Annotated in this window: 26 protein-coding genes and 1 pseudogene; 14 read left to right on the top strand and 13 right to left on the bottom strand. The window is 64.5% G+C overall.

From position 1 onward, the window contains the following. Window positions 1–36 precede the first annotated feature (36 nt). On the top strand, window positions 37–270 hold the full coding sequence (locus V6S67_RS08960) for a DUF5703 family protein (RefSeq protein WP_334209917.1): 234 nt from the start codon (window positions 37–39) through the stop codon (window positions 268–270). Between the two features lie 72 nt (window positions 271–342). Here V6S67_RS08960 and V6S67_RS08955 read toward each other — a convergent pair whose 3' ends face one another. From V6S67_RS08955 to V6S67_RS08945, 3 genes are all read right to left on the bottom strand, one after another. Continuing rightward, the gene (locus V6S67_RS08955) at window positions 343–1,506 is read right to left on the bottom strand and encodes an acyl-CoA dehydrogenase family protein (RefSeq protein ID WP_334209916.1); all 1,164 of its coding nucleotides are present in this window, start codon (window positions 1,504–1,506) and stop codon (window positions 343–345) included. 11 nt (window positions 1,507–1,517) lie between these two features. Beyond that, window positions 1,518–2,819: a M20/M25/M40 family metallo-hydrolase gene (locus V6S67_RS08950; RefSeq protein WP_334209915.1), complete on the bottom strand. Its 1,302-nt coding sequence runs from the start codon at window positions 2,817–2,819 to the stop codon at window positions 1,518–1,520. 101 nt (window positions 2,820–2,920) lie between these two features. Further along, on the bottom strand, window positions 2,921–3,649 hold the full coding sequence (locus V6S67_RS08945) for a TetR/AcrR family transcriptional regulator (RefSeq protein ID WP_334209914.1): 729 nt from the start codon (window positions 3,647–3,649) through the stop codon (window positions 2,921–2,923). A 137-nt stretch (window positions 3,650–3,786) separates the two neighbouring features. Between V6S67_RS08945 and V6S67_RS08940 the strand changes: the two genes are divergently transcribed. Both V6S67_RS08940 and V6S67_RS08935 read left to right on the top strand, forming a co-directional pair. Next, entirely contained in the window at window positions 3,787–4,476 is a 690-nt protein-coding gene (locus V6S67_RS08940; protein ID WP_334209913.1) for an NAD-dependent epimerase/dehydratase family protein, read from the top strand. Continuing rightward, on the top strand, window positions 4,427–4,738 hold the full coding sequence (locus V6S67_RS08935; protein WP_334209912.1) for a hypothetical protein: 312 nt from the start codon (window positions 4,427–4,429) through the stop codon (window positions 4,736–4,738). Before V6S67_RS08940 ends, V6S67_RS08935 begins: the two co-directional genes overlap by 50 nt. 14 nt (window positions 4,739–4,752) lie before the next feature. Here V6S67_RS08935 and V6S67_RS08930 read toward each other — a convergent pair whose 3' ends face one another. Next, window positions 4,753–5,181, bottom strand: coding sequence for a rhodanese-like domain-containing protein (locus tag V6S67_RS08930; protein WP_334209911.1), 429 nt, complete (start codon window positions 5,179–5,181; stop codon window positions 4,753–4,755). Window positions 5,182–5,274: 93 nt separating this feature from the next. Here V6S67_RS08930 and V6S67_RS08925 point away from each other — a divergent pair, with 93 nt between their 5' ends. Continuing rightward, window positions 5,275–5,733, top strand: coding sequence for an Lrp/AsnC family transcriptional regulator (locus tag V6S67_RS08925; RefSeq protein ID WP_334209910.1), 459 nt, complete (start codon window positions 5,275–5,277; stop codon window positions 5,731–5,733). A 796-nt stretch (window positions 5,734–6,529) separates the two neighbouring features. Continuing rightward, window positions 6,530–6,769 carry a YegP family protein gene (locus V6S67_RS08920; protein WP_334209909.1) on the top strand — a complete coding sequence of 80 codons (240 nt, stop codon included), beginning with the start codon at window positions 6,530–6,532 and terminating at the stop codon, window positions 6,767–6,769. Window positions 6,770–7,020: 251 nt separating this feature from the next. Here V6S67_RS08920 and V6S67_RS08915 read toward each other — a convergent pair whose 3' ends face one another. Continuing rightward, window positions 7,021–7,434, bottom strand: coding sequence for a VOC family protein (locus tag V6S67_RS08915; RefSeq protein ID WP_334209908.1), 414 nt, complete (start codon window positions 7,432–7,434; stop codon window positions 7,021–7,023). A 156-nt stretch (window positions 7,435–7,590) separates the two neighbouring features. Next, window positions 7,591–8,196, bottom strand: a complete 606-nt coding sequence (locus V6S67_RS08910) for a putative glycolipid-binding domain-containing protein (RefSeq protein ID WP_334209907.1) — start codon at window positions 8,194–8,196, stop codon at window positions 7,591–7,593. Window positions 8,197–8,347: 151 nt separating this feature from the next. Here V6S67_RS08910 and V6S67_RS08905 point away from each other — a divergent pair, with 151 nt between their 5' ends. Next, the gene (locus tag V6S67_RS08905; RefSeq protein ID WP_334209906.1) at window positions 8,348–9,019 is read left to right on the top strand and encodes an alpha/beta fold hydrolase; all 672 of its coding nucleotides are present in this window, start codon (window positions 8,348–8,350) and stop codon (window positions 9,017–9,019) included. Between the two features lie 78 nt (window positions 9,020–9,097). On the opposite strand, the gene V6S67_RS08900 is transcribed toward V6S67_RS08905, so the two are convergent. Further along, complete coding sequence (locus V6S67_RS08900) at window positions 9,098–9,832, bottom strand: NADPH-dependent F420 reductase (protein WP_334209905.1); 735 nt, start codon at window positions 9,830–9,832, stop codon at window positions 9,098–9,100. Between the two features lie 325 nt (window positions 9,833–10,157). On the opposite strand from V6S67_RS08900, the gene V6S67_RS08895 reads away from it, so the two are divergent. Next, window positions 10,158–11,654: a DHA2 family efflux MFS transporter permease subunit gene (locus V6S67_RS08895; RefSeq protein ID WP_334209904.1), complete on the top strand. Its 1,497-nt coding sequence runs from the start codon at window positions 10,158–10,160 to the stop codon at window positions 11,652–11,654. On the opposite strand, the gene V6S67_RS08890 is transcribed toward V6S67_RS08895, so the two are convergent. Then, the gene (locus tag V6S67_RS08890; RefSeq protein WP_334209903.1) at window positions 11,651–12,043 is read right to left on the bottom strand and encodes a MerR family transcriptional regulator; all 393 of its coding nucleotides are present in this window, start codon (window positions 12,041–12,043) and stop codon (window positions 11,651–11,653) included. The two genes, V6S67_RS08895 and V6S67_RS08890, sit on opposite strands and share 4 nt — an antisense overlap. 139 nt (window positions 12,044–12,182) lie before the next feature. On the opposite strand from V6S67_RS08890, the gene V6S67_RS08885 reads away from it, so the two are divergent. From V6S67_RS08885 to V6S67_RS08875, 3 genes are all read left to right on the top strand, one after another. Continuing rightward, entirely contained in the window at window positions 12,183–13,517 is a 1,335-nt protein-coding gene (locus V6S67_RS08885) for an NtaA/DmoA family FMN-dependent monooxygenase (RefSeq protein WP_334209902.1), read from the top strand. Further along, complete coding sequence (locus tag V6S67_RS08880) at window positions 13,514–14,086, top strand: flavin reductase family protein (protein ID WP_334209901.1); 573 nt, start codon at window positions 13,514–13,516, stop codon at window positions 14,084–14,086. Before V6S67_RS08885 ends, V6S67_RS08880 begins: the two co-directional genes overlap by 4 nt. Before the next feature lie 452 nt (window positions 14,087–14,538). Then, a complete protein-coding gene (locus V6S67_RS08875; protein ID WP_334209900.1) occupies window positions 14,539–14,682 on the top strand; it encodes a hypothetical protein in 144 nt (47 codons plus the stop codon). Window positions 14,683–14,740: 58 nt separating this feature from the next. On the opposite strand, the gene V6S67_RS08870 is transcribed toward V6S67_RS08875, so the two are convergent. Next, window positions 14,741–15,598, bottom strand: coding sequence for a helix-turn-helix transcriptional regulator (locus tag V6S67_RS08870; protein ID WP_334209899.1), 858 nt, complete (start codon window positions 15,596–15,598; stop codon window positions 14,741–14,743). A 99-nt stretch (window positions 15,599–15,697) separates the two neighbouring features. Here V6S67_RS08870 and V6S67_RS08865 point away from each other — a divergent pair, with 99 nt between their 5' ends. Together V6S67_RS08865 and V6S67_RS08860 are read left to right on the top strand one after the other, a co-directional pair. Next, complete coding sequence (locus V6S67_RS08865) at window positions 15,698–16,681, top strand: SDR family NAD(P)-dependent oxidoreductase (RefSeq protein WP_334209898.1); 984 nt, start codon at window positions 15,698–15,700, stop codon at window positions 16,679–16,681. A gap of 66 nt (window positions 16,682–16,747) precedes the next feature. Continuing rightward, on the top strand, window positions 16,748–17,182 hold the full coding sequence (locus V6S67_RS08860; RefSeq protein WP_334209897.1) for an SRPBCC family protein: 435 nt from the start codon (window positions 16,748–16,750) through the stop codon (window positions 17,180–17,182). Window positions 17,183–17,442: 260 nt separating this feature from the next. Here the strand turns inward: V6S67_RS08860 and V6S67_RS08855 are convergent. Then, a protein-coding gene (locus tag V6S67_RS08855; RefSeq protein WP_334209896.1) for an IS3 family transposase occupies window positions 17,443–18,707 on the bottom strand; the annotation gives its coding sequence in 2 pieces (ribosomal slippage) (window positions 17,443–18,404 and window positions 18,404–18,707; 1,266 coding nt in all). A 452-nt stretch (window positions 18,708–19,159) separates the two neighbouring features. Here V6S67_RS08855 and V6S67_RS08850 point away from each other — a divergent pair. Next, complete coding sequence (locus tag V6S67_RS08850) at window positions 19,160–19,324, top strand: hypothetical protein (protein WP_334209895.1); 165 nt, start codon at window positions 19,160–19,162, stop codon at window positions 19,322–19,324. 147 nt (window positions 19,325–19,471) lie between these two features. Here the strand turns inward: V6S67_RS08850 and V6S67_RS08845 are convergent, their stop codons facing one another. Together V6S67_RS08845 and V6S67_RS08840 are read right to left on the bottom strand one after the other, a co-directional pair. After that, complete coding sequence (locus tag V6S67_RS08845) at window positions 19,472–20,026, bottom strand: hypothetical protein (protein ID WP_334209894.1); 555 nt, start codon at window positions 20,024–20,026, stop codon at window positions 19,472–19,474. A gap of 305 nt (window positions 20,027–20,331) precedes the next feature. Beyond that, a pseudogene (locus V6S67_RS08840) lies at window positions 20,332–21,299 on the bottom strand (5'-nucleotidase). Window positions 21,300–22,409: 1,110 nt separating this feature from the next. Here V6S67_RS08840 and V6S67_RS08835 point away from each other — a divergent pair. Beyond that, a complete protein-coding gene (locus V6S67_RS08835) occupies window positions 22,410–22,754 on the top strand; it encodes a DUF7793 family protein (RefSeq protein WP_334209893.1) in 345 nt (114 codons plus the stop codon). A gap of 145 nt (window positions 22,755–22,899) precedes the next feature. On the opposite strand, the gene V6S67_RS08830 is transcribed toward V6S67_RS08835, so the two are convergent. Further along, a complete protein-coding gene (locus V6S67_RS08830) occupies window positions 22,900–23,910 on the bottom strand; it encodes a LysR family transcriptional regulator (protein WP_334209892.1) in 1,011 nt (336 codons plus the stop codon). Window positions 23,911–23,979 lie beyond the last annotated feature (69 nt).

Genomic DNA, 23,979 nt, shown 5'->3' with positions numbered 1-23,979 from the left:
AGACGTTATCGGTAAAGTGATCAGAATTGGAGGGATATGCGAGAACATTTTCTGAATGCAAGCGCCGTCCGCAAGCGTGATTACGGGCGGCAGTACGAGTACCTCGTGCTCACCGTGAGCGCCGGAGAACCACTGCCCGCGGCCCGGAAACTATTGACCGAGCACGCAGAATACGGCAAGTGGGAACTAGAACGCAGCTGTATCTACATGGGCGGCGGCAGACGGTACTGGCTGCGGCGCAAGGTCCTCCGGGTCGAACGCACGGCGTAGCACCGGCACCCGACCACGATCCCAACGCCAACGCCGACGCCGACGACGAGCCCAGCGAGGCCGGGGGCCGGCTCAGGCGGAGGGCGGCCCGAGGAGGGCCGTGGCCACCGTGGCCCGCGCCGATTCCTCGGTGGAGGGATGGAACTGCCCGGCGAGGGCGTCGCGGTGCAGCCGCACCACTTCCGACGACGCCGCGAAACCCGATCCCCCGCCCACGTGCAGCGCGGTCCGCGTCGCAGCGACCGCTGCCTCCACCGCGTGGGTCTTCAGGGTCACGAGGCGGGAGAACCAGGCGGGCCCCTCATCGACCCTGGCGTCCAGATCCTGCACCACGCCGCGAAGCTGCGCCTCGGCCGCGGTACGCTGCATCGCTGCGGCCGCGAGCGTGTTCCGCAGGACCGGATCGTCGGACAGCGGACGGTCCGCGACCATGCTCCGCCGTCGGCCGAGCGCCTGCGCCGAGAGATCGAGTGCCCGGTCCGCGATCCCGAGGTACACCGCGGCGATGAGGGTCTCGAACGCCGCGAAGATCCCGAACACCAGGAGATCGGCATTCGGTCCCACCGGGACACGCCGGAACACCGCATCGGCCGGCACGCGGACGCCGGAGAGCCGCGTCGTGTGGGACTGCGTGGCGCGCATGCCGAGCGGATCCCAGTCCTCGACGATCTCCACGCCGGGCGTCCCGCGGGGCACGAAGGCATGGAGGATCACGTCGTCGCCGTCTCGCCCGTGCAGCTTGCCGAAGATCCCGAGGCGGGTCCACACCGGCGACAGGCTGGTGAAGACCTTGGTGCCGGTGAAGCTGTACCCGCCGTCGGGCAGGCGGTCCACGCGGGTCAGCGAGTCGAACAGGACGGCGTCGTTGCCCGGCTCCGAGACACCGAAGGCGAACACCTCGCCCCGCCCGGCCTCGTCGAGGACAGATTCCAGCGACGCGTCCCCACGATCCGCGAGCAGGCCCGCGACCGCCGTCCACACCAGGTGCATGTTGATGCCGAGCGCCGTCGCGGGAGCGGCCGCGGCGAGCCGGCGCTGGGCGGCCGCGGCCCCGGCCATGCCGCCTGCGTCCCCCGGCCGCGTGTCCGCCAGGATGCGGAGGTAGCCCGCCTCCTCGAGGTCGGCGAAGTCCTCCGCGAAGAAGGTGTTCGCCGCATCGTAGCCGGCAGCCCGCGCCCGGAAGCGCTCCAGCAGGTCCGCGGGCAGCAGTCTGCCCGCTTCCGTCGTCGCCGTCATCGCCGGTCCGCTCAGTAGGTGGTCAGCAGTCGGGAGAGCACCTTGGCGCCGAAGCGCAGGGAATCCGCCGGCACGCGTTCGTCGACGCCGTGGAACATGCCCGTGAAGTCGAGCTCGTCGGGCAGCTGCAGGGGCGCGAAGCCGTATCCGGTGATGCCCAGGCGGCTCAGCGACTTGTTGTCGGTGCCGCCCGAGAGCGTGTAGGGCAGCACCTTCGCCCCGGGGTCCTCCGCCTGCAGGGCGTCGATCATCGAGTCGACCAGGTTGCCGGCGAACGGCACTTCGAGCGAGGTGTCCTTGTGCTCGTAGCTCACGTCCACCCCCTCACCGGCGAGCCCGCGGATGATCTCCAGGACCTGGTCCTGCTGGCCCGGCAGGGTGCGCACGTCGATGAGCGCCTCGGCCGTGCCGGGGATGACGTTGTGCTTGTAGCCGCCCTTGAGGACGGTCGGGTTGGCGGTGTTCTGCAGGGTCGCCCCGACGAAGCGCGCCACGGTCCCCAGTTCCTTGAGGATGATGTCGGGGTTGTCCGGGTCGAACTCCACGCCGGTGAGCTCGGTGACGCCGTCGAGGAACTGGCGCGTGGTGGGCGTGAGCTCGATGGGCCAGGAGTGCTCGCCGATGCGGGTGACGGCGCGGGCCAGTGCGGTCACTGCGTTGTCGGTGTTGATCTGGGATCCGTGGCCCGCGCGGCCGTGGGCGACGAGGCGCAGCCAGGAGATGCCCTTCTCCGCGGTCTGCAGGAGGTATGTCCGCTGCCCCCCGATGGTCGCCGAGAAGCCGCCGACCTCGGAGATGGCCTCCGTGGCACCCTCGAACACCTCCGGCTTGTTGTCGACGAGCCAGGACGCCCCGTACGCCCCGCCTGCCTCCTCGTCGGCGAAGAACCCGAAGATCAGGTCGCGCTGCGGCTTGACGCCGTCCCGCTGCATGGACCGCAGGACGGACAGGATCATGGCGTCCATGTCCTTCATGTCGACGGCGCCGCGGCCCCAGATGAGGCCGTCCTTCTCCTCGCCGCCGAACGGGTCGACCGTCCAGTCCTCCTTCTGCGCCGGCACCACGTCGAGGTGGCCGTGGACCACGAGTGCGGGCAGCGACGGATCGGAGCCTTCCATGCGTGCGACGACGGACGTGCGGCCCGGGGCGGACTCGAAGAGTTGCGTGGAGAGCCCCACCTCATCGATCAGGCCCGCCGTGTACTCGGCGGCCCTGCGCTCCCCCGGGCCCTCGTTGTCCCCGAAGTTCGAGGTATCGATCCGGATCAGTTCCTGGCAGATCCTGACAACTTCATCGTCGGGTGAGATGCCCACGTGGTCCTCCTGGGTTGCGGTTTCTCCCAGCCTACTGAGGTTCGTGCCCGGCGCGCGCGCGGCCGCGTGCCGCGTGCCGTGGCCACGGCAGCGCCAACAGCTCAGGCTCTCCTGCCGGCACCCCGGCCGCCCCCCGCGCCGGCGCCGAAGCCCAGCTGCACGGCGAGGCGCCCGACCGTGTAGTCGTGGAGAGCGTCCGGGTCGGAGAAGGTATCAGCTCCGTACTGCCCGAACACCTCGAACGATATGGCGCCGAACAGGGCCGACCATGCCTGCACGGTGGCCGCGACCACCCCGTCCGGGACCGACAGAGACAACTGGTCGCGGATGGCCTGGTAGTCCTCGGCGAGCGCGCCCGGCGCCGGGTGGTCACCGACCCCGAGTTCCCCGGCCCGCCAGGCGTCATCCATGATGTGCGCGAAGAGCGTGATGACGCGGGTCTCCTGGGCCGTCGTGCGCTCCGCTGGGGCCGCGTACCCCGGCACGGGACTGCCGTAGAGCAGCGCCCACCGGGCAGGCTCCCGCACCGCCCAGGCGCGGACGGCGTGGGCGAGGGCGGAGAACCGGTCCACCGCGGTGGATCCGGCCGCTCCGACGGCGGCCTCCACCTCGTCCCCGAGCTCCGTGAAGGCATCCACCACCAGGAGGGTCAGGAGGTCGTCGCGGTTCGCCACGTACCGGTACACCGCCGAGGACACGACACCGAGCTCCCGTGCGACGGCCCGGAGGGAGAGTGCTGCGGCACCTACCTCGGCGAGCTGGCGGCGGCCGATACGGGTGATGTCGTCGAGCGTCTGCTCGCGGGCCCGCTGTCGTGGTGTTGCTGGCATGTCCCCACTCTCGCACCTCGTCGAGAGCATCACCAACATTAGAGAGCAGTGCTCTTGACTATGGACAGGAAGCAGCGCACTCTTCATGTGAGAGCACTGCTCTTGCTTCTGGATTACCTCCCCCGAAAGGCACGATCATGACCCTGTACATCGTCACCGGAGCAGGTCCCGTCGGTTGGACGCTCGCCGAACAGCTCGCCGCTCGCGGGGACTCCGTCCGCATCCTCACCAGGAGCGGAAGCGGCCCCGAACACCCGCTCATCGAGAAGCGGGGCGTCGACGCGTCGGATGCTGCAGCGCTCGCAGCCGCCGTCGCCGGGGCCGCGGCCGTGTTCCACTGCATCCACGGGAGCGCCTACTCCGTGGCGGCGTGGAGACGCGAGCTGCCCGCGGCCGAGGCGGTCGTCCTCGAGGCCGCCGGCCGGCAGGACGCCGCCGTCGTCTTCCCCGAGAGCCTCTACTCCTACACCCGTCCCGAGGAGGTGATGACCGAGGACTCGGAGCGCGCCGCGGGATCGGGCAAGCGCGGCGTGCGTGCGGCGCTCCTGGCGGCCCGGGCGGCATCGGCGACGGACACCGTCTCCGTCGTCGCCTCCGACTTCTACGGCCCCAGGGTGCGCACGGCGCATGCCGGGGAGCGGATGGTGCCGTCGGTGCTGAAGGGCACGCCGATCCGGCTGATCGGGGATCCTGACGCCCCCCCACTCGTTCACCTACGTGCCCGATCTCGCCGCCGCCATGATCGAGGCGGCCGGCCTGCCGCGGACGCCGGACCGCGTGCTGCACGCGCCCACCCTCCCACCGCTGACACAACGCCTGCTCGTTGATGCCTTCGCCGCTGCGGCCGGCGTCGGCGCCCCCAGGCTCACCGGCACACCGGGCAGGGTCGTCCGTGCACTCGGCGTCGTGATGCCGTCCATGCGCGAGATCGGGGAGCTGGCCTACCAGTTCGACCGGCCGTTCGTCATGGATTCCACCGCATCGGAGCAGCTCCTGGGTCTCTCGCCGACGTCCCTCGTGACGGCCGCCGGTGAGACCGTGCGGTGGTGGCAGGCAGACCTGGCCGCGGCGTCACCCGCCCGGACCTGACCGCACCGCATCCGTCATGTCGAGGCGTGAACGGGTGCTGTCAGCGGATCCGGTGAGCCACGCCGACGCCCCTCATCGCTCACAGTGGCGAACCCCTCCCGTGACCAGTACTCGAAGCCTCCGATGAGTTCGCGGACATTCGTATAGCCCAGTGACGCCAGGATCAACGCGCCACGGGTGCTTCCGTTGCATCCCGGCCCCCAGCAGTAGACGACGATCGCAGTTCCCAGGGAGGGTGCGACCCCGGTGATCCGTGCTTCGAGCTCTGCAGTCGGGAGGTGGACGGCGCCCGGGATACGGCCCTGACTCCATGAGGCGGCCGAGCGGGTATCGATCACGATCGGACCGGCCCCGGATGCACGCTCAGCCGCGAGGTCTGCAGGGTCCGTCTCGTAGGCGAGTTTCGCGGCGAAGAAGTCCGCGGCGGAAAGGGAAGTAGACATACCTCTATCGAAGCTGCTCCGGCGCTTCTCGGGAACAGTACATCGAGGCTGTCAACGGGCTGCTCCGCGCGATTCCACGGTACATTCGCCGTTATGCCACTGAAGGCACGGATAGAGCTGGATACCACCGATCACGCGATCATCCGTCATCTGCAGCAGGACGGACGGACAAGCGTCGCCCAACTCGCCCGAGCCATCAACCTCTCTCCGAGCGCCACCGGTGATCGCCTCCGACGCCTCACGGACGGTGGAGTCATCACCGGGTACTCGATCACGGTGGACCCCGAAGCCCTCGGATACGCGGTGACGGCGTTCGTGCGACTGGCCTACCCCACCGGCAACTACAAGCCGTTCCACGACCTCGTCGACTCGATGCCCGAGATCATCGAAGCCCACCACGTCACCGGAGCAGACTGCTTCATCATCAAAGTCATCGCTCGTTCCATGCGCGACCTCGAACGCATCACCGGTAGCCTTGCCACCCTCGGTGGAATCACCACAAGCGTGGTCTACTCCAGCCCCATCCCCTCACGACACATCACTCCCGCCTGACATGACACCCAGGCGGCGATGACAGCGGCCCCGTAGCACAGCTTTCCACGGCGTGAACGGGCGGAACGATGGCCGACCCGGCAACAGGACGGGGCTGAGGGTCGAACATCGAGGGCTCTCCTGCTGTCACGTAGCGAAGTTCGGCGCATACCGCGGCCTCGGTCCAGCGGCAGGACAACTCGTCGAGACAGAATGCTTTCTCCGCCACTACTACTCCCGTCGTGTCCTGCCGCCCTGATTCGCACGTGGCACGAGCACCTCACGACAGGAAGGTCGACTCGGAGGAGGGCTGGTCCTAGGATCGCCGGTATCAGCCCGGACGGTGCTCGCGCAGGTTTCGCAACGGCTGGTGCCGTCCGCCGGTTCAGGAGCTGGGAGAGCACGCCCATGGCGGCGCTCGATCCGTTTCTCGCAGCTGTCTTTCGAGGTGGGGTCGCAAGACGCAGCAAGGTTCTTTGAGGCATGAAATGGACATGGTGGGCGCACGTATTGCCCGTCGTCCGTGAGGGGCGAGAAATAAAAGAATCAAGGAAGCGAAAAGCTAGGCGGCTTAGCAAGAAGAAGGGAAAATCTAGTTTATCTAGTGAAAAAACGCCTTCAAAGCACTGATTCGACGGACCATATAGCGGTTACTCGCCAGTACGGCATCCGACCCCTACCCTAGGTGCATTGGGTGTGGCTGGGGTCACGTAGGCGAAGCCCTATCCCATTTCCGGGCCAACCGGAACGCAGCGCTGAGTTCCGGATTCGATGACGAACCGGGCAGGTCCCCTGCCGCGGTGATGAGGGGCTGGTAATGGGCGGAACATTCGAGCTTTTTCATGACGGAAGAGTCTCCTTCAGGTTCAGGTTGAAAGCGGCGGGCGGGAGGGTCGTCGCCGTATCCGAGCAGTTCCCCGATAAAGCATCAGCAGTCGAGGGTATTCGCATGGTCCGTGAGTGCGCTGGGACGGGGCTGATCACGGACCTCTGCCCACAAACGCCCTGTGAAGCAGTGACGGAGCAGAACCCCCGACCGGCCGCTGGGGCCGCGTAAGGGACGCTTCGGCCCGAGCAAGGCCGCCCGCGAGGAGGCCCGAGTGACGCCAGGTCCTCTGACACTCGAAGCGCTCGCAGCACCCGGCCCGGATATGCCGGAGCTGCGGAAGGACAACCCGCTTCGAGAGCAGATGCTCCGTCGCCTCACGGGCAGGGCGCGTCGCGGTTACCCATGACCTGTCCCGACAAGCGCACCAGCAAGCGGTGCAGTCGAGCCGGTACGGGGGTTACAGCGACCTCATGCTCACATCAGGCTACGAAGATGCAGAACGGATGACCGGCCGGATCGGCGTAGACGTACAGTGGCTCGTTCGGATCGTCCGTACGGTCGAGGCGGAGCTCCGCCCCTAGTGCCAGGGCCCTGGAATGGTGATGCTCGAGCGTTTCCCGGTCAGCGACGGTCAGATCCAGGTGCATCTGCATCGGTACGTCGGGCAACGGCCATGTGGTCCGCTTCAGGTGATCGACCTGTTGGAAAGCGAGCTTGCGGTTGCCCTGCCCATCAGTGAGGACCAACCAGTCGGCATCGTCCCGCATGCCCTCAGCGGTGGGCTCATCGCCCGGCCGGTACTGGAGTCCGAGCAGCTGACGGTAGAACTCCGCCAGTCCTCGCACATCAGTCGTGTCGAGAACAGCGTGAAGGATCCGAGGGAATTCCGTCATGGGCCGAGACTAACGATCATCGAGGTTCCTCGGCCAGCACCTTCTGCCCGGCTCTCGAGCCCGGAGTGCCCGGACCCACCCTTCGGCCTGAAGCACTTGGGCCTGCTACGGGCTCTGGAGCCATCACCGGTCAGGCACGTCCATCGGCGGCAGAACCTATCGCGGGAGCCGCGCTCTTCGCGCCAACTGCGGGTAGTCGATCACAATCCCATCGTCATCAATCGTCAACTCGGAACGGAAGTCGCCACCATCGCTGGCGAACTGCACCTTTCCAGGGGATGCGGCGGGATCAGCGGCGTAGGTCTGATCGCTGCGGACGACCTGCAGCGTGGGCACATCGACCCACGCCATGATCAGCGCTGTTGCAGGAACGGCACGATCCCGGAGCGAGAGGCGCCTGATCGGCATGGTGTTCGTGACCGGGCACAGGGCGAGGTCACAGTCGAGCGCGTCTTCGACGTCCGAGGGGTTCACGAGACCGGGGGCCGGATAGTCCGCGTCACCTGACGTGCTGGCCGCCGCATGCCACCGACCGTGCTCGTCGCGCTCCAGAAGGAGTGAGCGCCTCCAATCGCCGCCGTGGACCTGTACCGCGAGTGATCGCGTGACCCATCCCCGGCCGACCTCGAGCGACCAGGAGCTGGCATAGGAGCGCGTGATGGACGTGCCGTGCGCCCTCATGCTGTCGGCTTCCAGCGATAAGGAAGCAACATCGAAGCGCTGCGGGTCATCAATTCCACGCCACGCGAACAACGAGGACATGCATCGAGTATGCCGATCGGCACGAGGACGGACAATGCCTCGATCCCCGCCGCGGCAGAGCTCGTCGGCCACCGATGACTTTCCGTGCCGACTCCCGTCTCAAGGGGTGTGACGTTGATCCGCTACGGCATGACCGAAGGGGTTGGGAAGCATGGCGACGTTCGTCCTGATTCATGGAGGCGGTTCGACGAGCTGGGACTGGCACCTGGTCGCACCGCTGCTGGAAGACTCGGGCCACGCTGTAGTGGCGGTCGACCTACCGATCGAGGACGACGACGCCGGACTCAGCGACTACAGCGCGGCGGTGAGCACTGCTGCCGACGGCGCGAAGCACCCCATCGTCGTCGGCCATTCGTTGGGGGGATTCACGGCGCCGCTTGCCTGCGAGGAACTACAAGCCGACGGCCTCGTGTACCTGGCAGGAATGATCCCGCTTCCCGGCGAGTCATTCAGCCAGTGGTGGACGAACACAGGCTACGACCGCGAAAGCGTCGAGCAGAACGACGATGTTGCCTTCTATAACGATGTTCCCGATCATCTCGCGCGCGAAGCCCGAGCACGGACCCGCGACCAACGAGGCGCGTGGATGTCGCTGGCCTGGCCTGCGCAGAGCCACCCCGATGTCCCCACCACCGCAATCCTCTGCCAGGACGACCGATTCTTCCCCGCGCCCTTCATGAGACGCCACATCATCGAGCGGCTCGCGATCGAGCCGGAGGAGATTCCTGGTGGGCACTACGTCACCTTGAGCAACCCGGCCGGCGTTGCTTCAGCGCTGGACGGATTCGCTCGAGACGTCAGCATGCGGCGAAGACGCCGATAAGCTGCTGCACCTACTGCATACTCGAGGCCAGCATCAGAGTTCCCGCCGGGACAGGACGCAGCGAAGCCCTCAGCTTCCCTAGGCGTAAGTGGTCCGGTTGAGGGTGACGACGTCATCGGTGGTGAGAGAGCCGAATCTGCTACCGATGGTTGCCATGGCCTGATCACGCCGACCCGGCAGGAGGTCCTTGTCCGCACGGGCCAGGGCACCGGGAAGCTCGTCACGGGTGAGTTCGGTGCAGTAGGCAGGTGCACCGGGCTGCTGGCGCCAGGAATCAGCAAGACGGCCGGCGTCGACGGCATCGAACCCTGTGTCCTCCACCAGACTCATGGCCGTCTGCTGATCTGTCGCGTGGTCGGCTGCCACCGGGATGGCGAGACGGCCTGCGTCTCCTGCCGCGACCCCCTTGGCTTCGAAGGTCCCGGACAGGATCGCGTTCCACGCCTTCACGACGGGACGGCCGATCTGCTCGGCGACCCAGACACTCTCCACCTGTCCCTCGTCGAGCGCCTGTAGCTGCCCGTCCCTGGCCGGGTAGTAGTTCGAGGTGTCGATGACGACGACGTCCGCGGGAAGCCCTGTGACGAGGGGCTTGATTCCCGGCATGGCGCTGAGCGGGATCGACGTGATGAGGACCTCGACGTCGTGCACGACGGCTGAGGCTTCCACTGCAGTCGCGCCTGTTGCGAGGACGTCGGAATCGATCGTCTCCGGTCCGCGTGAGTTGGCGACCTTGACGTCGTGCCCTGCGGCAGCGAGCTTGCGTGCCAGCGTCGAACCGATCGAGCCTGCGCCGAGAATACCGATTCTCATGAGAATCCTTCCGTGGAGTGGTTGAGTCCTCCAAGTGTCCAACCTTCCAGCAGTGTCAAGGTCAAGCGACGACACCGGACGGACTGCACTCCCTGGAGTGCAGTCCGTCACATCCGCTCGGTGGGCTTGACCTTCACACTAGTGGCAAGGTTGCACGATGATCCGGTGAGTTCTTCTCTTCCGTCCGGACCACCCGGCACAACTGCTCGTTCCTGGCCGGCCTCCGTATGCACCCTCCTGCACTGGAGCCGCATCGCCGGCTTCGGGCCTGCAGGTGTGCGCCTGATCCCCGTCGCCACAACCATCCCACTCTCAGGAGAGCCCTATGTCGGTCGCTAGTCCGAACGAGTCCACCCTGGAAGCCGCTTCCCCCGGGCCGGCCGTCAGCACCCCTGCGGGGCCGACCGATGACCGGTTGGCCCCGGGGAGCGCGATGATCATCGGGCTGCTGATGGTCTCGACCTTCGTCGTCCTGCTGAACGAGATGATGCTCGGCGTCGCCCTGCCGACGCTGATCACCGCCCTGGACATCACTCCGACGACCGGTCAGTGGCTGACGACGGGGTACCTGCTGACCCTGGCTGTGCTCATTCCTGCCACCGGGTTCGTCATGCGCAGGTTCACCACCCGCGCCATCTTCCTGGGTTCGATGACGCTGTTCCTTCTCGGCACGGTCACCGCCGCGATTGCTCCTGGTTTCGGCGTGCTCTTCGCGGGCCGGATCATCCAGGCGATCGGCACTGCCGTGTTCGTCCCCTTGCTGATCACGACGACCATGCGCCTCGTGCCGGCCTCGCGGCGGGGCAGGATGATGGCCCTCGTCACGGCGGTCCCGGCGATCGCGCCGGCTGTAGGCCCGGCACTCTCCGGGCTGATCCTGTCCCAACTCCCCTGGCGGTGGCTGTTCATCCTCATGCTGCCGATCATCGCTGCGACACTGGTTCTCGCGGCCGTGAAGCTGCGGAACGTCACCGTACCGGAACGGGTGACCCTCGACGTGGTGTCCCTGCTGCTGTCCATCATCGGGTTCGGCGGACTGGTCTTCGGGCTGGCAGCCATCGGTGAGTCGGTCTCCGGCCACGCACCCGTCGCCCCCTCCATCCCCATCCTCGTCGGCCTGATCGGCGTGGGAGCGTTCGCCTACCGTCAGGTCCGGCTTCAGCGCCACCGGGACCCGTTCCTGGACCTGCGGATCTTCCACACGCGCGCCTACGTCCTGCCCACGATCGTGATGGTCTTCGTCGCGATGAACGGCTTCGGCGTCGTCCTCGTCCTCCCGCTCATCCTGACGGCGGTCCTCGGACTGGACACCCTGCAGATGGGCCTGTTCCTCTTCCCCGGCGGAGCGATGATCGCGATCGTCTCCGCACTCGGCGGACGCATCTACGACAGGGTCGGGCCCAAGCCCCTGGCGATCCCCGGTTCGATCGTCTGGGCGGCGGCCATCTGGTTCCTGACCACCATCGACGAGAACACCAGCGTCTGGCTGGCCCTGGGCACCTACCTGGTGATCACCGGGACGCAGGCATTGATGTGGGCTCCGATGACCACCTCGGCACTCGGTGCCCTGCCGGCGGACCTGTACGCACATGGCACCGCAGCGTTTTCCACCGTCCAGCAGCTCGCTGGAGCAGCGGGAGGCGCGATCCTCATCTCCGCCTTCACCATCGGAGCGGACGCCACCGAAACCGGCGCCCTCAGCGCCGCCCAGAGCATCGACGCCGGACAGGCCGCCTTCACCGTCGCCGCGATCCTCGCCCTCGGTGCAGTCGTCGGCACCCTGTTCGTCAGCAGGAACCCTCCCGCACCGGATGAACGCTAGCCGGCCCTGGACGTCTCGCGTGGAGAGGTGGCGGCGCGGTCGATGGCTTCAATGTACCGGGTGATCGAGTCCCGGTTGTGGATCAGGAAGTCGATCTTCTCCGTCATGCGGTCCCGCTCCGTCACCAGGAGCTCCCGCAGCCCGGGCTCGGCGTTCCTCACGACGATGGTCTGGGGCTGGTCAAGGCACGGCAGGATGTCCGAGATGATGCGCGTCGGTATGCCGGAATCGACCAGCCCACGGATCTTCCGCACCCGATCGACCAGATAGTCGTCATACGTCCGGTACCCGTTCTCCAGACGGCGGGGTGAGATCAGCCCCTGCTCCTCGTAATAGCGCAGCATCCGGGACGGAACCCCGGTCTCCTTCGCCAGCTCACCAATACGCATACGACCTCCTGGGTCTCGATGCTCACCGCGGATCTGACCTTCACACTAATGGCAATGTTCAAACCAGCCAAGCGACCGGAAACGAGAGTGCCGGCTTGCGCCACGAACAGCAGCACCGACAGCAGCACGAGGAGAAGCCATGACCAAGCCGCAGATGATCCTGGGTATGCACCTGGGCAACGGATACGGATCCCAGAGTTCGGCCTGGCGCGCCCCCGGCGTCGATCCTTCGAACTACGCGAGTTTCGATGCGCAGGTCCGGTACGCGCAGGCCGCTGAACGCGGGAAGTTCGCCTTCCTGTTCCTCCCGGACTTCCCCGGCCTGATGGCTGATGTCGACCACGAGGCACCACAGATCACCCTCGATCCGATGATGACCCTCGCGGCGATCGCCCGGGCCACAGAGCGCATCGGCCTCGTCGCCACCGGTTCCACGACCTTCGGTGAGCCCTTCAACATCGCCCGCCAGTTCAAGGCCCTGGATGTGATGAGCCACGGACGCGCCGGATGGAACGCGGTCACCACCAGCGACCCGAACGCTGCAGCGAACTTCGGCCAGGGCATCGCTCCCCGGCCGCAGCGCTACCAGCGCGCCCACGAGACCATCCAGATCGCCCAGGCTCTCTGGGGAAGTTGGCAGCAGGACGCATGGATCAAGGACCAGACGACCGGCCGCTTCGCCCACCCCGACAAGATCCAGCCCATCAACATGCAGGGCGAGTTCGTCGCCTCCCGCGGGCCGCTGCCCATCCCCCCGTCCGAGCAGGGCCAGCCCGTCATCTTCTCCGCTGGAGGAGGCGCCAACGGACTCGACCTGGCCGGGCGCTACGCCAACGGGGTCATCGGGGCCACGTTCACCATCGACGACGCCCGCAGGCAACGCCAGGCCTACCGCGACGCCGCCCGCCGGGCAGGACGGAACCCGGACGAGATCAAGTTCTTCGCCGGAGTCATGCCGGCCATCGGCAAGACCAAACGCGCTGCTTTGGACCGACGCGTGCAACTGGCCGAGCTCACAGCAGCATCGCGTGTGCCCTACCTCGGCTCGATGCTGAACCTCCAGCTCGACCAGGGCCAGCTCGACCAACCCCTCACACCCGCTCAGCTGGCTGCTGCGTCCCCGAGCCCGTTCGATCCCCGCTCCCCCCGGGCACTGGAGGTCGCACGCGAAGGATGGACCATCCGAGACATCATCGCCCACGGCGTCATCGACTACCACCCCACCCCGGTCGGTGAAGCGTCCGTCACCGCGGACCACCTGCAGGAATGGTTCGAAGCCGGCGCCTGCGACGGGTTCTGGGTCTCCATCGACGTCAACGAAGACGGCATCGACACCTTCGTCGACGACGTCGTCCCCCTCCTGCAGGAGCGCGGCGTCTACCACCACGACTACGACGGCGCCACACTCCGCGACCATCTCGGCGCCCCCGCGCAATACGGGCTGGATACACGCCTCACGGACCCAACGACATGACACACGCGAGTACATCAATCAGCACACCCACCACTGGACCCAGCGCAGAAGTTAGCGACAGCTCAACAGATACCTTCGACGAACCACAGTTCCGCGACACCGCCGGTCACTACGCCTCCGGAATCACCATCATCACCGGCCACGACTCCGAGGGCCCGACCGGCTTCACCTGCCAATCGTTCTACAGCGTCTCCGTCGATCCGCCACTCGTCTCCTTCAGTGTCATGAAGACCAGCACCACCTACCCCCGCATCCGCGATACCGGCGCCTTCGCCGTCAACATCCTCTCGGCAGGTCAGGGCGCTATCTCCGGCCAGTTCGCCCGCCGGGGCTCCGACAAATGGGCCGGCATCACCTGGCACCCGACCCGAGGGGGCAACCCCGTCCTCGACGGCACCCTGGCCTGGCTGGACTGCACGATCCATGCCGAACACGACGCCGGCGACCACGTCATCGTCATCGGGCGCGTCACCGGACTGGGAACACCTCACACCGAACAACCCGGCCCGCTCCTCTACTTCAAGAGCCGGTACAGGACTCTCCTGGCGCCATCGTCAACGTCACCGTGACCTGGTGAGCAGGGCCGTTCTCGGAAGCAGAACCCTCCGACCCGACTGGAACCAAGCCATTCAGCGCCCGCAATGAATTCGAGGATGCGCCCATGGACGTCAGGTTGACGGCAGGCTCCTAGCCCCCGATCAAGTGGCCGGAGGGCTAGGCCTGTCTGTTCTATCCGTCCGCGAGAATGCCTACGGAGGAATCCCATGCCTCCCGATGTAGCGGATCTCATCGACGGGCCGTAGAAGTGGAGCATGGATTGTGGCACTGGGAATCGCTACAAGGAGCGGGCCCTCCAGAGTGTCGAACGAGGATTAGCGCCTTCTGTAGCGAAAACGCTCGTATATGCCACGGGATCCCCTGACCCAATACATGCAGGACAACCGGCGTCCGGGTAGATCCGCACGCGGATTGATGTCAGTTAGCAATCAACTTCAATCAACTCTGGCCGTTACCGTTCGTGATGTGCGAATTTGTAAGAGGAGGGCGGCTGCTGTTCCATGCCGGCCGTGCCGATGTCGTCACCGACGACGTCCAGAACCTCACTGGAACCCCCGCGACCCCGTTCCGCACGTGGGCGCAAAAGCACACCGACCTGTTCGCCTGAGCTTCCCGGGCACAATGAAGCGCCCTGTTAAGGAACGCGAGCAATCAAGCGGTGCTGCTCAGGGGTTGGCGGTGAGGGTCTGCAATCCGATGACCTGCAGCAGGTCGAGTTTTTCACGAGCATTGGTAGCTTCGACGGGAAAGAACGCCACGACCTGCAGTCCGTGGTCAGGGGTGAGCATCACTTCACAGTTCAGGTCGATCAGTCCGACCTCGGGATGCGCGATCCGTTTGTGAGCAAAGCGCCGGCCACCGACATCGTGCTGTTCCCACAAAAGCCGAAACTCCTCACTGCCTACGGCCAGTTCTTTCACGAATGCAACCACATCGGGCTCACCCCCACGGCGGGAGGTCGTCGCACGCAAGTCGCGAACGTGCGCGGCGGAGTGCGCCGCCCAGTCCTCGACCGGGAACCGACTCCGGGTGTCCTGGTCGATGAACCACGCCCGAATAAGGTTATTCGGATGACGAAGGAGAGCGTCCTTCCCGCCGGTGAAATCGCCCAGCACCACGGTGGCGAGAGCGTTTTGGTGCAGGACGTCGCCGAGGTCGGTACAGATCAAGGTCGGAACGTCCGAAAGGTGGTCAAGCATCTGCAGCAGGCCAGGGCTGATATGCCGCGATGGACCCGACACAGGAGCTGAGAAGCCGGCGAGGCGGAATAGGTGATCGCGTTGGTCGTCATTGAGCCGCAATCCTCGGGCGAGGCCGGCGATCACTGATTCCGACGGGTTTGCGCCGCGGTGCTGCTCCAAGCGGGCGTAGTAGTCGTAGGAAATACCGGCCTGCGATGCGACCTCGTCCCGTCGAAGCCCCGGGGCCCGCCGGCGCATACCCCCGGGCAACCCGAGGTCGGCAGGAGTCAAGGCTTCGCGGCGCCGACGAAGGAAGTCGGCCAGGCCGATGCGATCGATCATCACGCTATTCTCCTCTCCTGTCGCATCGCAACCAGGGACAGGTTGTACGCGCATAACCTGTCCCTTATTAGCTTTCCCCACGGCTTCCATACTGTGGATATGCCAACAGATGCTTTCACAACCAACTCCCCCCGCCAGCCTCGAACCGTCCTCATCACCGGCGGCACCAGCGGTATCGGCTTCGCCGCCGCCATGGGCGTGCTGCGATCCGACGGCCCTTGGCACGTCATCGTCGCCAACCGTGACGCGACCCGTGCCAAGCCTGCCGTCGACCAGCTGCGGGCGGCAGCGACGGCTGGAAACACCGTTGAGTCACTTTCCGTGGACCTCGCATCCCTCGAAAGCGTGAGCACGTTCGCAACGGATCTCGTCGCCCGCATCACAGCAGGAACCTTGCCGCCGTTCCAGGCGGTCGTGTGCAACGCCGGAGTGCAGGCAGGCGCATCGATGACAACGACCGAAGACGGGTACGAGTCCTCGTTCGGGGTGAACCATCTCGCGCACTTCTTCCTCGTCGAGCAGCTCCGTCCGGTCTTGACCGCACCGGCTCGTGTCGTCGTCGTCGCCAGCGACACCCACGACCCGGCCATGAAGGCCGGCGTGCCCGTACCCGCATGGAGCACCGCCCAGGAACTGGCATACGGCAAGCTCGGCGCCTCCGCCGCGAAGGACGGGGCCTTCGTCGCCGGCCAGCGCCGCTACAGCACTTCGAAGCTTGCGAACATTTTCTACACCTACGAACTCGCCCGACGACTGCCCGCTGGCGTGACCGCGAACGCCTTCAACCCCGGCCTCGTCCCCGGCACCGGACTCCAACGCTCCGCACCGGCACCCGTACGCATCATCGCCAAACACATCCTTCCCCGGATGACGTGGCTCGTCCGACGGGTCATGACCCCGAACGTGCACACCGCCGAAGAGTCAGGGGCAGCCCTCGCCTCCCTCGCCATCGATCCATCTCTCAGCGACACCACCGGCGCCTACTTCGATGGACGCACCCCGATCAACTCCTCGGAGGAGTCCTACGACACCGCGAAATCAAACGACCTTTGGAATGTCAGCGAAGCGCTCGTGCAGCGTTGAGGGACCGCCATCCTTTGCTAAGACGGCCTTCAGCGGCGGAAGCCGCTTCATACAGTAGGTGGATGGGTGCTTGATGGCAGCCTCGAGACGGCGCATGATGCCGCTATGAGGAGCCAACATGTAAGCCGAGTCATCAGCGCCTCCCCGGATGCCGTCTACGAGTACGCATCAAACGTCGAGAACCTTCCCGAATGGGCAGCGGGACTTGCGCAGAGTGAAGTAGCTAGAAATGGTGACACGCTGCTTGTGGAATCTCCGATGGGCCGCGTGGAGGTTCGCTTCGTCGAACGGAATCGCTACGGTGTGCTTGACCACGACGTGACGTTGCCGTCCGGAACGGTGGTCACAAATCCCGTCCGGGTGCTCCCGCATCCGGATGGAGCTGAAGTGGTCTTCACGGTTCGCCAGATCGAGCTCGACGACGAAGAATTCGCTCGAGACATCAACCTGGTCGAAGCCGATCTCGAACGACTCGATCGCCAGATCGGTCAGCAGTCCTAGGCTCTACAGGTCGGTATCGACGCTAGCCCCAGAGGAAGATGCTTCAGAGCTGCAGGTCAGCTGAAGACGTTTCGGCGTTGCATAGTGTCTAGACCCTCGCACGCTTGTGTTGCACAACGCCTCGAACGACCTTCAAACAACACCTTCAGACTACTATGCACAGTTGCGTATGCGTGTACTTGGCGCAACACCTGAGCATCTCTCGTCCATCTAGAAGATTTTCGCCAGCTGAACCGCTCTAGGTTTGATGGAGACTCGCGTTATGTGATTCCCACCAGGTGATTATGGATGGTTTGGCCAGCATAGAACGCCTGCTCGAACTCCGCCTGCGGGACATCGCCGAGGTAGCCATGAAGGCGCTGCGTGTTGTGCCAGTGGACCCATCCGAGGGTCGCTAGCTCGAGGTCCTCGACCGTCTTCCACGGACCAGGGCGGACTGGACCACGGACGAGTTCGGTTTTGTAGTAGCCGTTCACCGTGTCAGCCAGGGCGTTGTCATAGCTATCGCCGACGGTCCCGATGGAGGGCGTCGCGCCGATCTCGGCGAGGCGTTCGCCGTAGCGAATCGACGTAAATTGGCTGCCCGCGTCGCTGTGGCACCGAAGATCCTCGTGGTGAGTGCCTCGTGACCAGCGAGCCATCTCGATCGCGTCGAGGACCATCTCGGTGCGCATATGACTAGCGCACCGCCAACCGAGGATCATCCGCGAGTACGCGTCGATGATGAAGCAGACGTACGCGACGCCGGCCCATGTCAGGACGAAGGTCAGGTCGGTCACCCAGAGCCGGTTCGGCGCCGGTGCGGTGAACTGTCGTTTCACCAAATCAGGGTGTCTTGTTGCGGCCGGATCCGGTCGCGTGGTCTTCACCCGCTTCGAACGGGTGGCGCCTTCGATGCTGGCGGCTCGCATCAACCTGCCCGTCTGGTCCCGGCCGATGTCCATTCCGGCGCGACGGGCGGCTTTCCAGAGTTTGCGGACCCCGTAGACGCGGTAGTTGTCCTCCCACAGAGTGACCAGCTCCGGGGTGAGGACCGCGTCGCTGACCGCACGAGCGGACGGGGCGCGGTTCTTAGCGGCGTAGTACGTGCTCGGGGCCACCTGCAGCAGCGCGCAGATGGGCTCGACTCCAAGCGGTCGGCCGTCGACGACATCATTCTTGTTCGCGTCGATTGAGGCGACTATTTCCGGTGTTGGCGGTCGAGCTCCGCCCCGAAGAAACTCGCGGCCCGTTTGAGGATCTCGTTCGCCCGACGTGGTTCCCGATTCTCTTGCTCGAGCTCGCGCATCTGTCTGGCCTCGGCGGTACTCACACCAGGGACCTGTCCTTCATCGACGTCGGCCTGCCGGACCCATGCTCGTACCGATTCCGTCCCGTACCCGAGCTGCGATGCGACCCGGTGAACTGTCCCGTACTCAGTCCCGAGCTCTGCCCGCAAGGTCCGCACCATCCGGACCGCTGCGGCTTTCTCCTCCGGCGAATACCGACGAGCGGTCGGCTTCCCAGCTCCCTGACTTGATGCCATGACTCTATTCTCGTTTCCAAGGTCAGGAGTCTCCATCAAACCCAGGGCGGTTCACCCTTCGAGGTCATCGTCGATGATGAGCTATTTCGTATCAGCGAGAGGCGTCAGCCAAGCGGTGCGCTCAGTTACGACTTCTCCTGGTTGAACGGACCAGCTGACGGAACCTACGGTTTCAACGCGAGTCGATTCATCGCTAGTTCGGCCGACGAGCCCTCGATCTCCGTGCCCTCCATGACGCGTGACGAGCTCGTGGCGGAGGTGCGGGGTTTCGTGAAGGGCTTTTACGAACCTGATGGGATCGGTGAGGACTTCCCCGACCAGGTGTCAGCCTCGTCGCGCCGACGGAATGCTCACTGAAGGATCGGTTAACGCACGAATCGCGACGCTCGGAAAGCCACTTCCAAGATCGCAGCGGTTCGTATAGGACAGTACTCGTATAGGACAGTAGCGGTATGGTTCTTCGCTGGTTTCTGGCCGTACTCATACTCGTCATCCTGTTCTCTAGCATCAGCATCATCGGTGCACTGCATCGGATCCGCGATGCGGGTGAGAGAAGTGCCGCCTTGCTGGAGCAACTCGTGGATGCGCCGACCCGGAACGATCACCAACCCAAATAGCCCAGTAAGGGATCGCGGGTCGGGCGCCTGCAAGGAGCGCCGAACACGGCAGCGGCAGAATCCCCATGGAGCAAGTGTGGAGGGCCCTACGACAGCAGGTCGTTGGCCTCAGGCCATCCTGAACAAGGATTTGGTCCGATATGGCGATCAGGACCGAGTTGAGTTGAGGAACGAACCCGTTCGCCGGAACTGGTGGGCGATAAAAACCCAGAGGACTGTCAAGGCCAGTAGGAGCAGCATCATCACCACATCGAGGGCGGACGTTATCCCGTGGGACACTGCTTGCCCGCCGAGAAGTGCCGGCAAGGCGGGCGCCGTGAGCAAATGCCTGGCTAGACCCTCACGTATTTGAACAGCTGCCCCTCGGAGAACCGGCAGCTTCTCAAGATCGGTCGACTTGCCAGTCAGGACCTGGCGGCGCACATACTTCGTCTCATCAGCCGTAAGGCCTACCGTGACCCCCATTCGCCGGGGCTGAACTAAGGGGCCTACCATTTTGTTGCCATAAACAAGGCCGACAACCAGAGTGCCGATTCCGGTCAGAATCAAACCAAAGTAGATCCCCGACCGCAGCATATTCTGTTCCGGATCTGGCCAGATGGCCGCTACGGCGAAACCAACTAACAGTGCGACTACAACCATCCACGGGAAGACGACGAAGAAGTAGCGTCGCACGGCGGCCCCACTGCCCAGATCTGCCAAGCCCTCTGCCCTTGACGCAGCTTTGGACCAACGAGAATTTGCCGCGGAACTCACGTCACTCATGTAGCCCCCCAAAAGCGGTCGCCGCCTCGGTGCGATGATAGACACACCTTCACCCGCGGATCCCGGATACATTGCACTAATCCCACCCCGGGTGTGGACACTCCTCCAACCATCCACAGGAGGATCTTCCAGAAGCAATGAGGCTGGTACTGAGCTCAGCCCAAGGGTTGTGCCGGCCTCGCCCTGCAAGCCGTCCCGTTAGCTGATCCTCCACCGCTAGATCTTCGTTATGTCGTATGGCGTCAACTGCCAACGCCTGACGCAACCAACCTGTCAGCATCCTGTTCATCCTCGAGCTCGGTATCCGATGCTTCATTCACAACTCCGAACGGAACATGAACGCTCGGGATCTCATCGGCAGCACCCTCAAGGTGGCGCAGCTGGTCGTCGAAAAACACATGTGGTTTGAGAACGCGCAACACTTTTGCCTTCTCGACTCCACCAAGGAAGAACGCGTCATTGACGCGAACACCCCACGATTGAAGCGTTCTGACCACTCGCTCGTGAGACGGAGCGTTGCGGGCTGTGACGATGGCGACGTGTACTCGGCGGTTATAGTCGGGCTGGTCTTCCACGAGTTTCTCCTCAATGTCTTGAATGCGGTTGATGCCGCGGAGGAACTCGGATAGTCGGCCCTCTGGGAGAGGTTCCGTAAGGCGTTCTGTCTCATTTGCGTGAAACGCTGGTAGACCTCGGTTTGCATGACCCGTTCCGAGGAATCATCAGCGAGGACTCCGTCAAAGTCGAATGCGATGCGAAGGTCGGTGCCGTCAAGATCAGCTGCGGGCAAGCCCAGCACCTGACCGGCGGCGAAACCCTTCGATATGGCAATGCGAACGTCGTTCTTGTTCTGAGACAAAAACAAGGACATGTTGAGAGCACCCATGAAAGCAAAAGGTGATCGTCCTTGCATGAAGATTGCGCGCGATATGGGTAGGTCATGGTGCGCTATGGATCGCATAACGCGAAGGCCAGTCTCCGGGTCATTACTTGAGAGCACGATCACCTCCACCAGCGGCGTTTCGCCCTGCGCAAGGTCATTCAGTGACAGAAGGCGCTTGATGAATGGGAAAGCCACCCCTGGCTCCAGCGCCTCGTCAATGTGGGTCTCCTGATACTCGCGATAGACCGCTTCCCCGTGCTCGCGGAAGACAGAGTCAGCATCCGACAGATTGAAGAGTGCACTTGAAGCTACTCCCACTACAAGCATTTTTTCCAGATCGTATGCCATGTTGCTCCTGGTCCCCCTGCGAAACATTGTCCGGTCACGCTACCGGACGTGGCTTGATGCTGTCGCGATTCTCGTTCTTCTAGTCTGCCAGCAAGCCGGTCCTCGATCGGCCTAGCTCTGAGCAACTTCACGTTGGTGATCAGACAAAACCCGATTTACCAGCTACTTCTTGTTCTCATCCTGCCTGCGGGATGACTTGCGATCGATCAGCACAAGGATGATCAGGAATGGGATGCAGAATGCGAAGAACATGAGCAGTCGATCTAGTACGACGGTAAGGAGGAAGAGTCCGCCGAGCATGCCTGCCAGTATCAACCAGCTCAATGTTCTTCTCACAGGACCACAGTAAGGGAATATGTCTCAGCAAAGCGTGATCGGTGCGGATACTCGACGGATCCGCAAGGGATACCGATGGAGATAACCCGGAGCCCCGGGACACGACAGCCTTAATGCGTTTCATGTTCTGGCTGGCTAGTCGGTTCTACTGCCCGCAAGCCGGTCGTCCTCCGTACCTCCTGACACCCCTTCCCGCGGTCAGCCCCGCGAGACCGGCGAAGGGATGTTTAGCCTGAACGATGAAAACGGCCGCACAGGTACCTCAACTGCAACGCTGATCCTCGTCGTCTGTCTGCTGAGACGTGTCTCGCAAACCTAAAGCATTACAAGACACCCGAACGGCTCGGGCGCCGCGCAATCACTCCCCCGGAGTGGATCGCAGCGCTTCATGGCGGCATTCTGTGATCGCTAAATGGCGCATGCACGACCGAATCTAGACCTTCTGGCCGCCCGCTGGTGGATGGGTTTGCGAACGTCCCGAATCGGGGTAAGCACGTACAGGCGCCCTTGGATTGGGGCATGGTCGCGCCTGTACAACAGTCCGATCAGGAGGTCGGCTTCTTCACCGACGAACACGAGGCCCTGACACGGCCAGCCAATCACCCGTCTGACGCGTGAATGCCTTACGCGTGTCGGTACAGTCGGCGTACCCCAGGATTATCAGACGGTCGTACACGAGCTTCAGAGAGGAAGTGAGAGATTGTGTGCAGCAAGAGGCTGGGTACTCCTGTGGAACTGCTGAGGCCGTTCACGATGGAACTGCGTAACGGGATTCTGTCGGTCGGTTGGGCCGAGGGGATGAGCGTTACTGAGGCAGATGCAGTCGCCTTCATCGAGCATGCTGAGGCGATCTGCAGGAGTACCCGTCCGCCGATGCTCGTCGAGCTCAACGAGATGGTGACCTTGAGCAGTAAAGCCCTGAACCACTTCGCGAAGGAACTGAACATTGGGGCGCTGGCCCTGGTGGGTCCGTCCCCTGTCGACAAGACAATCGCAGATCACTTCACCGTGGTCCATAACCCGCCCTACCCGAGCCGCTACTTCCCCCACCGGAACGAAGCCCTGACCTGGCTGACCGCCTGCCTTACGCCGGTCTGATCAGAGAGGAAGTGGCTGTGAATGACTTCACCCGAAGTATCAAAGGCAATGATCGATCGCCTATTGCACCAACGGCGAGATGCAGTGGCGCCGGGCGATCGACCGCAAGGGCAACCCGCGCTGACCAGGCGGGTCGTGCTGCGGGTCATCTCCAGCTGGCGTGGAGTCCTGTCAGGTGAGACGGCTCCGGTCGGTGTGGTGGTTCTGCAGGGTCTGCTATAGACGGGGTTTGGTGCCGCCCATCGCCCTGGTCACTAGCGGGTGCTTGTCCTTCGACATCGGTGAGCAGTGCGATGACGTCGGGGAGAGCGGGGTGGGCGGGTTCGTGCCAGATCAGTTCGAGGGGAGCGAGCAAGGGGGGCGCCACGGGGCGGACGACGATCCCGGGTACCGCTAAGTGCTCGGCCACCGCCGGTGCGACCGGTGCCACCCCATGGCCTGCGGCGACCGCGCGAAGGAGGGCTTCAGGTGCATTGATGAGATTCGGCGGGGTGAGTACCTGGTCGGGACGGGACGGGCCCGCGGGGAGCAGGTGGGCGAGGAGGTAGTCGCAGATGCCGGGGAACTGATCGCGGGGGACCATCACGACCGTCTCCTCGACGAGGTCGGTGACTGGGACACTTTCCGCGGCGGCGAGCCGGTGCTCGGCCGACAGGGCCAGATGTACCGGCACGCGAGCCAGGAGCCGCCCCGGAAGGTCCTGGTCCTGCGCGCAGCGCACCCACACGATGGCGGCGTCAGTGTGCCCGTCCCGGACCGCGCGGATCGCGTCGCTGTCGGTGGCGGTCACAGCGGTGACCTCTAGCTCGGAGGCCAGCCCGGAGAGGCGGCCCAGGGGATCTTTCAGGATGTGTTCCACGCCCGGGGCGACGCGCAGGCTGATATGCCGATGACGGCCGTTGGCGCAGCGGACTTCGGAGCGGGCACGGTCGGCGCGGGCCAGCAGGACGTGGGCGTGTTCGAGCAGCACCTCCCCGGCGGGGGTGAGGACCACACGGCGAGGGCTGCGCTCGAGCAGGGTGACGTGCAGGTCACGCTCCAGGACCTTGATCTGTTGGGACAGAGAAGGGGCAGCGATGCGCAGCCTGCTGGCTGCGCGCCCGAAGTGCCGCTCCTCGGCCACTGCCACGAAGTACCGCAGGTGTCGCAACTCCATGATTTACGTTAGCCCCTGGCTCACGTGCCGGAGGAATTATGTCGTGGTCGCCATCTGGGGTGAGGCGAA

Origin of the sequence: Arthrobacter sp. Soc17.1.1.1, assembly GCF_036867195.1 — a bacterium.
Taxonomy (GTDB): domain Bacteria; phylum Actinomycetota; class Actinomycetes; order Actinomycetales; family Micrococcaceae; genus Arthrobacter_D.
This window is presented reverse-complemented; position numbering and strand designations above follow the sequence as displayed.

Coding starts and splice junctions, on each gene's coding strand:
- V6S67_RS08960 (WP_334209917.1), top strand. CDS start 37: ATGCGAGAACATTTTCTGAATGCAAGCGCCGTCCGCAAGCGTGATTAC.
- V6S67_RS08955 (WP_334209916.1), bottom strand. CDS start 1,506: ATGACGGCGACGACGGAAGCGGGCAGACTGCTGCCCGCGGACCTGCTG.
- V6S67_RS08945 (WP_334209914.1), bottom strand. CDS start 3,649: ATGCCAGCAACACCACGACAGCGGGCCCGCGAGCAGACGCTCGACGAC.
- V6S67_RS08940 (WP_334209913.1), top strand. CDS start 3,787: ATGACCCTGTACATCGTCACCGGAGCAGGTCCCGTCGGTTGGACGCTC.
- V6S67_RS08930 (WP_334209911.1), bottom strand. CDS start 5,181: ATGTCTACTTCCCTTTCCGCCGCGGACTTCTTCGCCGCGAAACTCGCC.
- V6S67_RS08925 (WP_334209910.1), top strand. CDS start 5,275: ATGCCACTGAAGGCACGGATAGAGCTGGATACCACCGATCACGCGATC.
- V6S67_RS08920 (WP_334209909.1), top strand. CDS start 6,530: ATGGGCGGAACATTCGAGCTTTTTCATGACGGAAGAGTCTCCTTCAGG.
- V6S67_RS08915 (WP_334209908.1), bottom strand. CDS start 7,434: ATGACGGAATTCCCTCGGATCCTTCACGCTGTTCTCGACACGACTGAT.
- V6S67_RS08910 (WP_334209907.1), bottom strand. CDS start 8,196: ATGTCCTCGTTGTTCGCGTGGCGTGGAATTGATGACCCGCAGCGCTTC.
- V6S67_RS08905 (WP_334209906.1), top strand. CDS start 8,348: ATGGCGACGTTCGTCCTGATTCATGGAGGCGGTTCGACGAGCTGGGAC.
- V6S67_RS08900 (WP_334209905.1), bottom strand. CDS start 9,832: ATGAGAATCGGTATTCTCGGCGCAGGCTCGATCGGTTCGACGCTGGCA.
- V6S67_RS08895 (WP_334209904.1), top strand. CDS start 10,158: ATGTCGGTCGCTAGTCCGAACGAGTCCACCCTGGAAGCCGCTTCCCCC.
- V6S67_RS08890 (WP_334209903.1), bottom strand. CDS start 12,043: ATGCGTATTGGTGAGCTGGCGAAGGAGACCGGGGTTCCGTCCCGGATG.
- V6S67_RS08885 (WP_334209902.1), top strand. CDS start 12,183: ATGACCAAGCCGCAGATGATCCTGGGTATGCACCTGGGCAACGGATAC.
- V6S67_RS08880 (WP_334209901.1), top strand. CDS start 13,514: ATGACACACGCGAGTACATCAATCAGCACACCCACCACTGGACCCAGC.
- V6S67_RS08875 (WP_334209900.1), top strand. CDS start 14,539: ATGTGCGAATTTGTAAGAGGAGGGCGGCTGCTGTTCCATGCCGGCCGT.
- V6S67_RS08870 (WP_334209899.1), bottom strand. CDS start 15,598: ATGATCGATCGCATCGGCCTGGCCGACTTCCTTCGTCGGCGCCGCGAA.
- V6S67_RS08865 (WP_334209898.1), top strand. CDS start 15,698: ATGCCAACAGATGCTTTCACAACCAACTCCCCCCGCCAGCCTCGAACC.
- V6S67_RS08850 (WP_334209895.1), top strand. CDS start 19,160: ATGGTTCTTCGCTGGTTTCTGGCCGTACTCATACTCGTCATCCTGTTC.
- V6S67_RS08835 (WP_334209893.1), top strand. CDS start 22,410: ATGGAACTGCGTAACGGGATTCTGTCGGTCGGTTGGGCCGAGGGGATG.
- V6S67_RS08830 (WP_334209892.1), bottom strand. CDS start 23,910: ATGGAGTTGCGACACCTGCGGTACTTCGTGGCAGTGGCCGAGGAGCGG.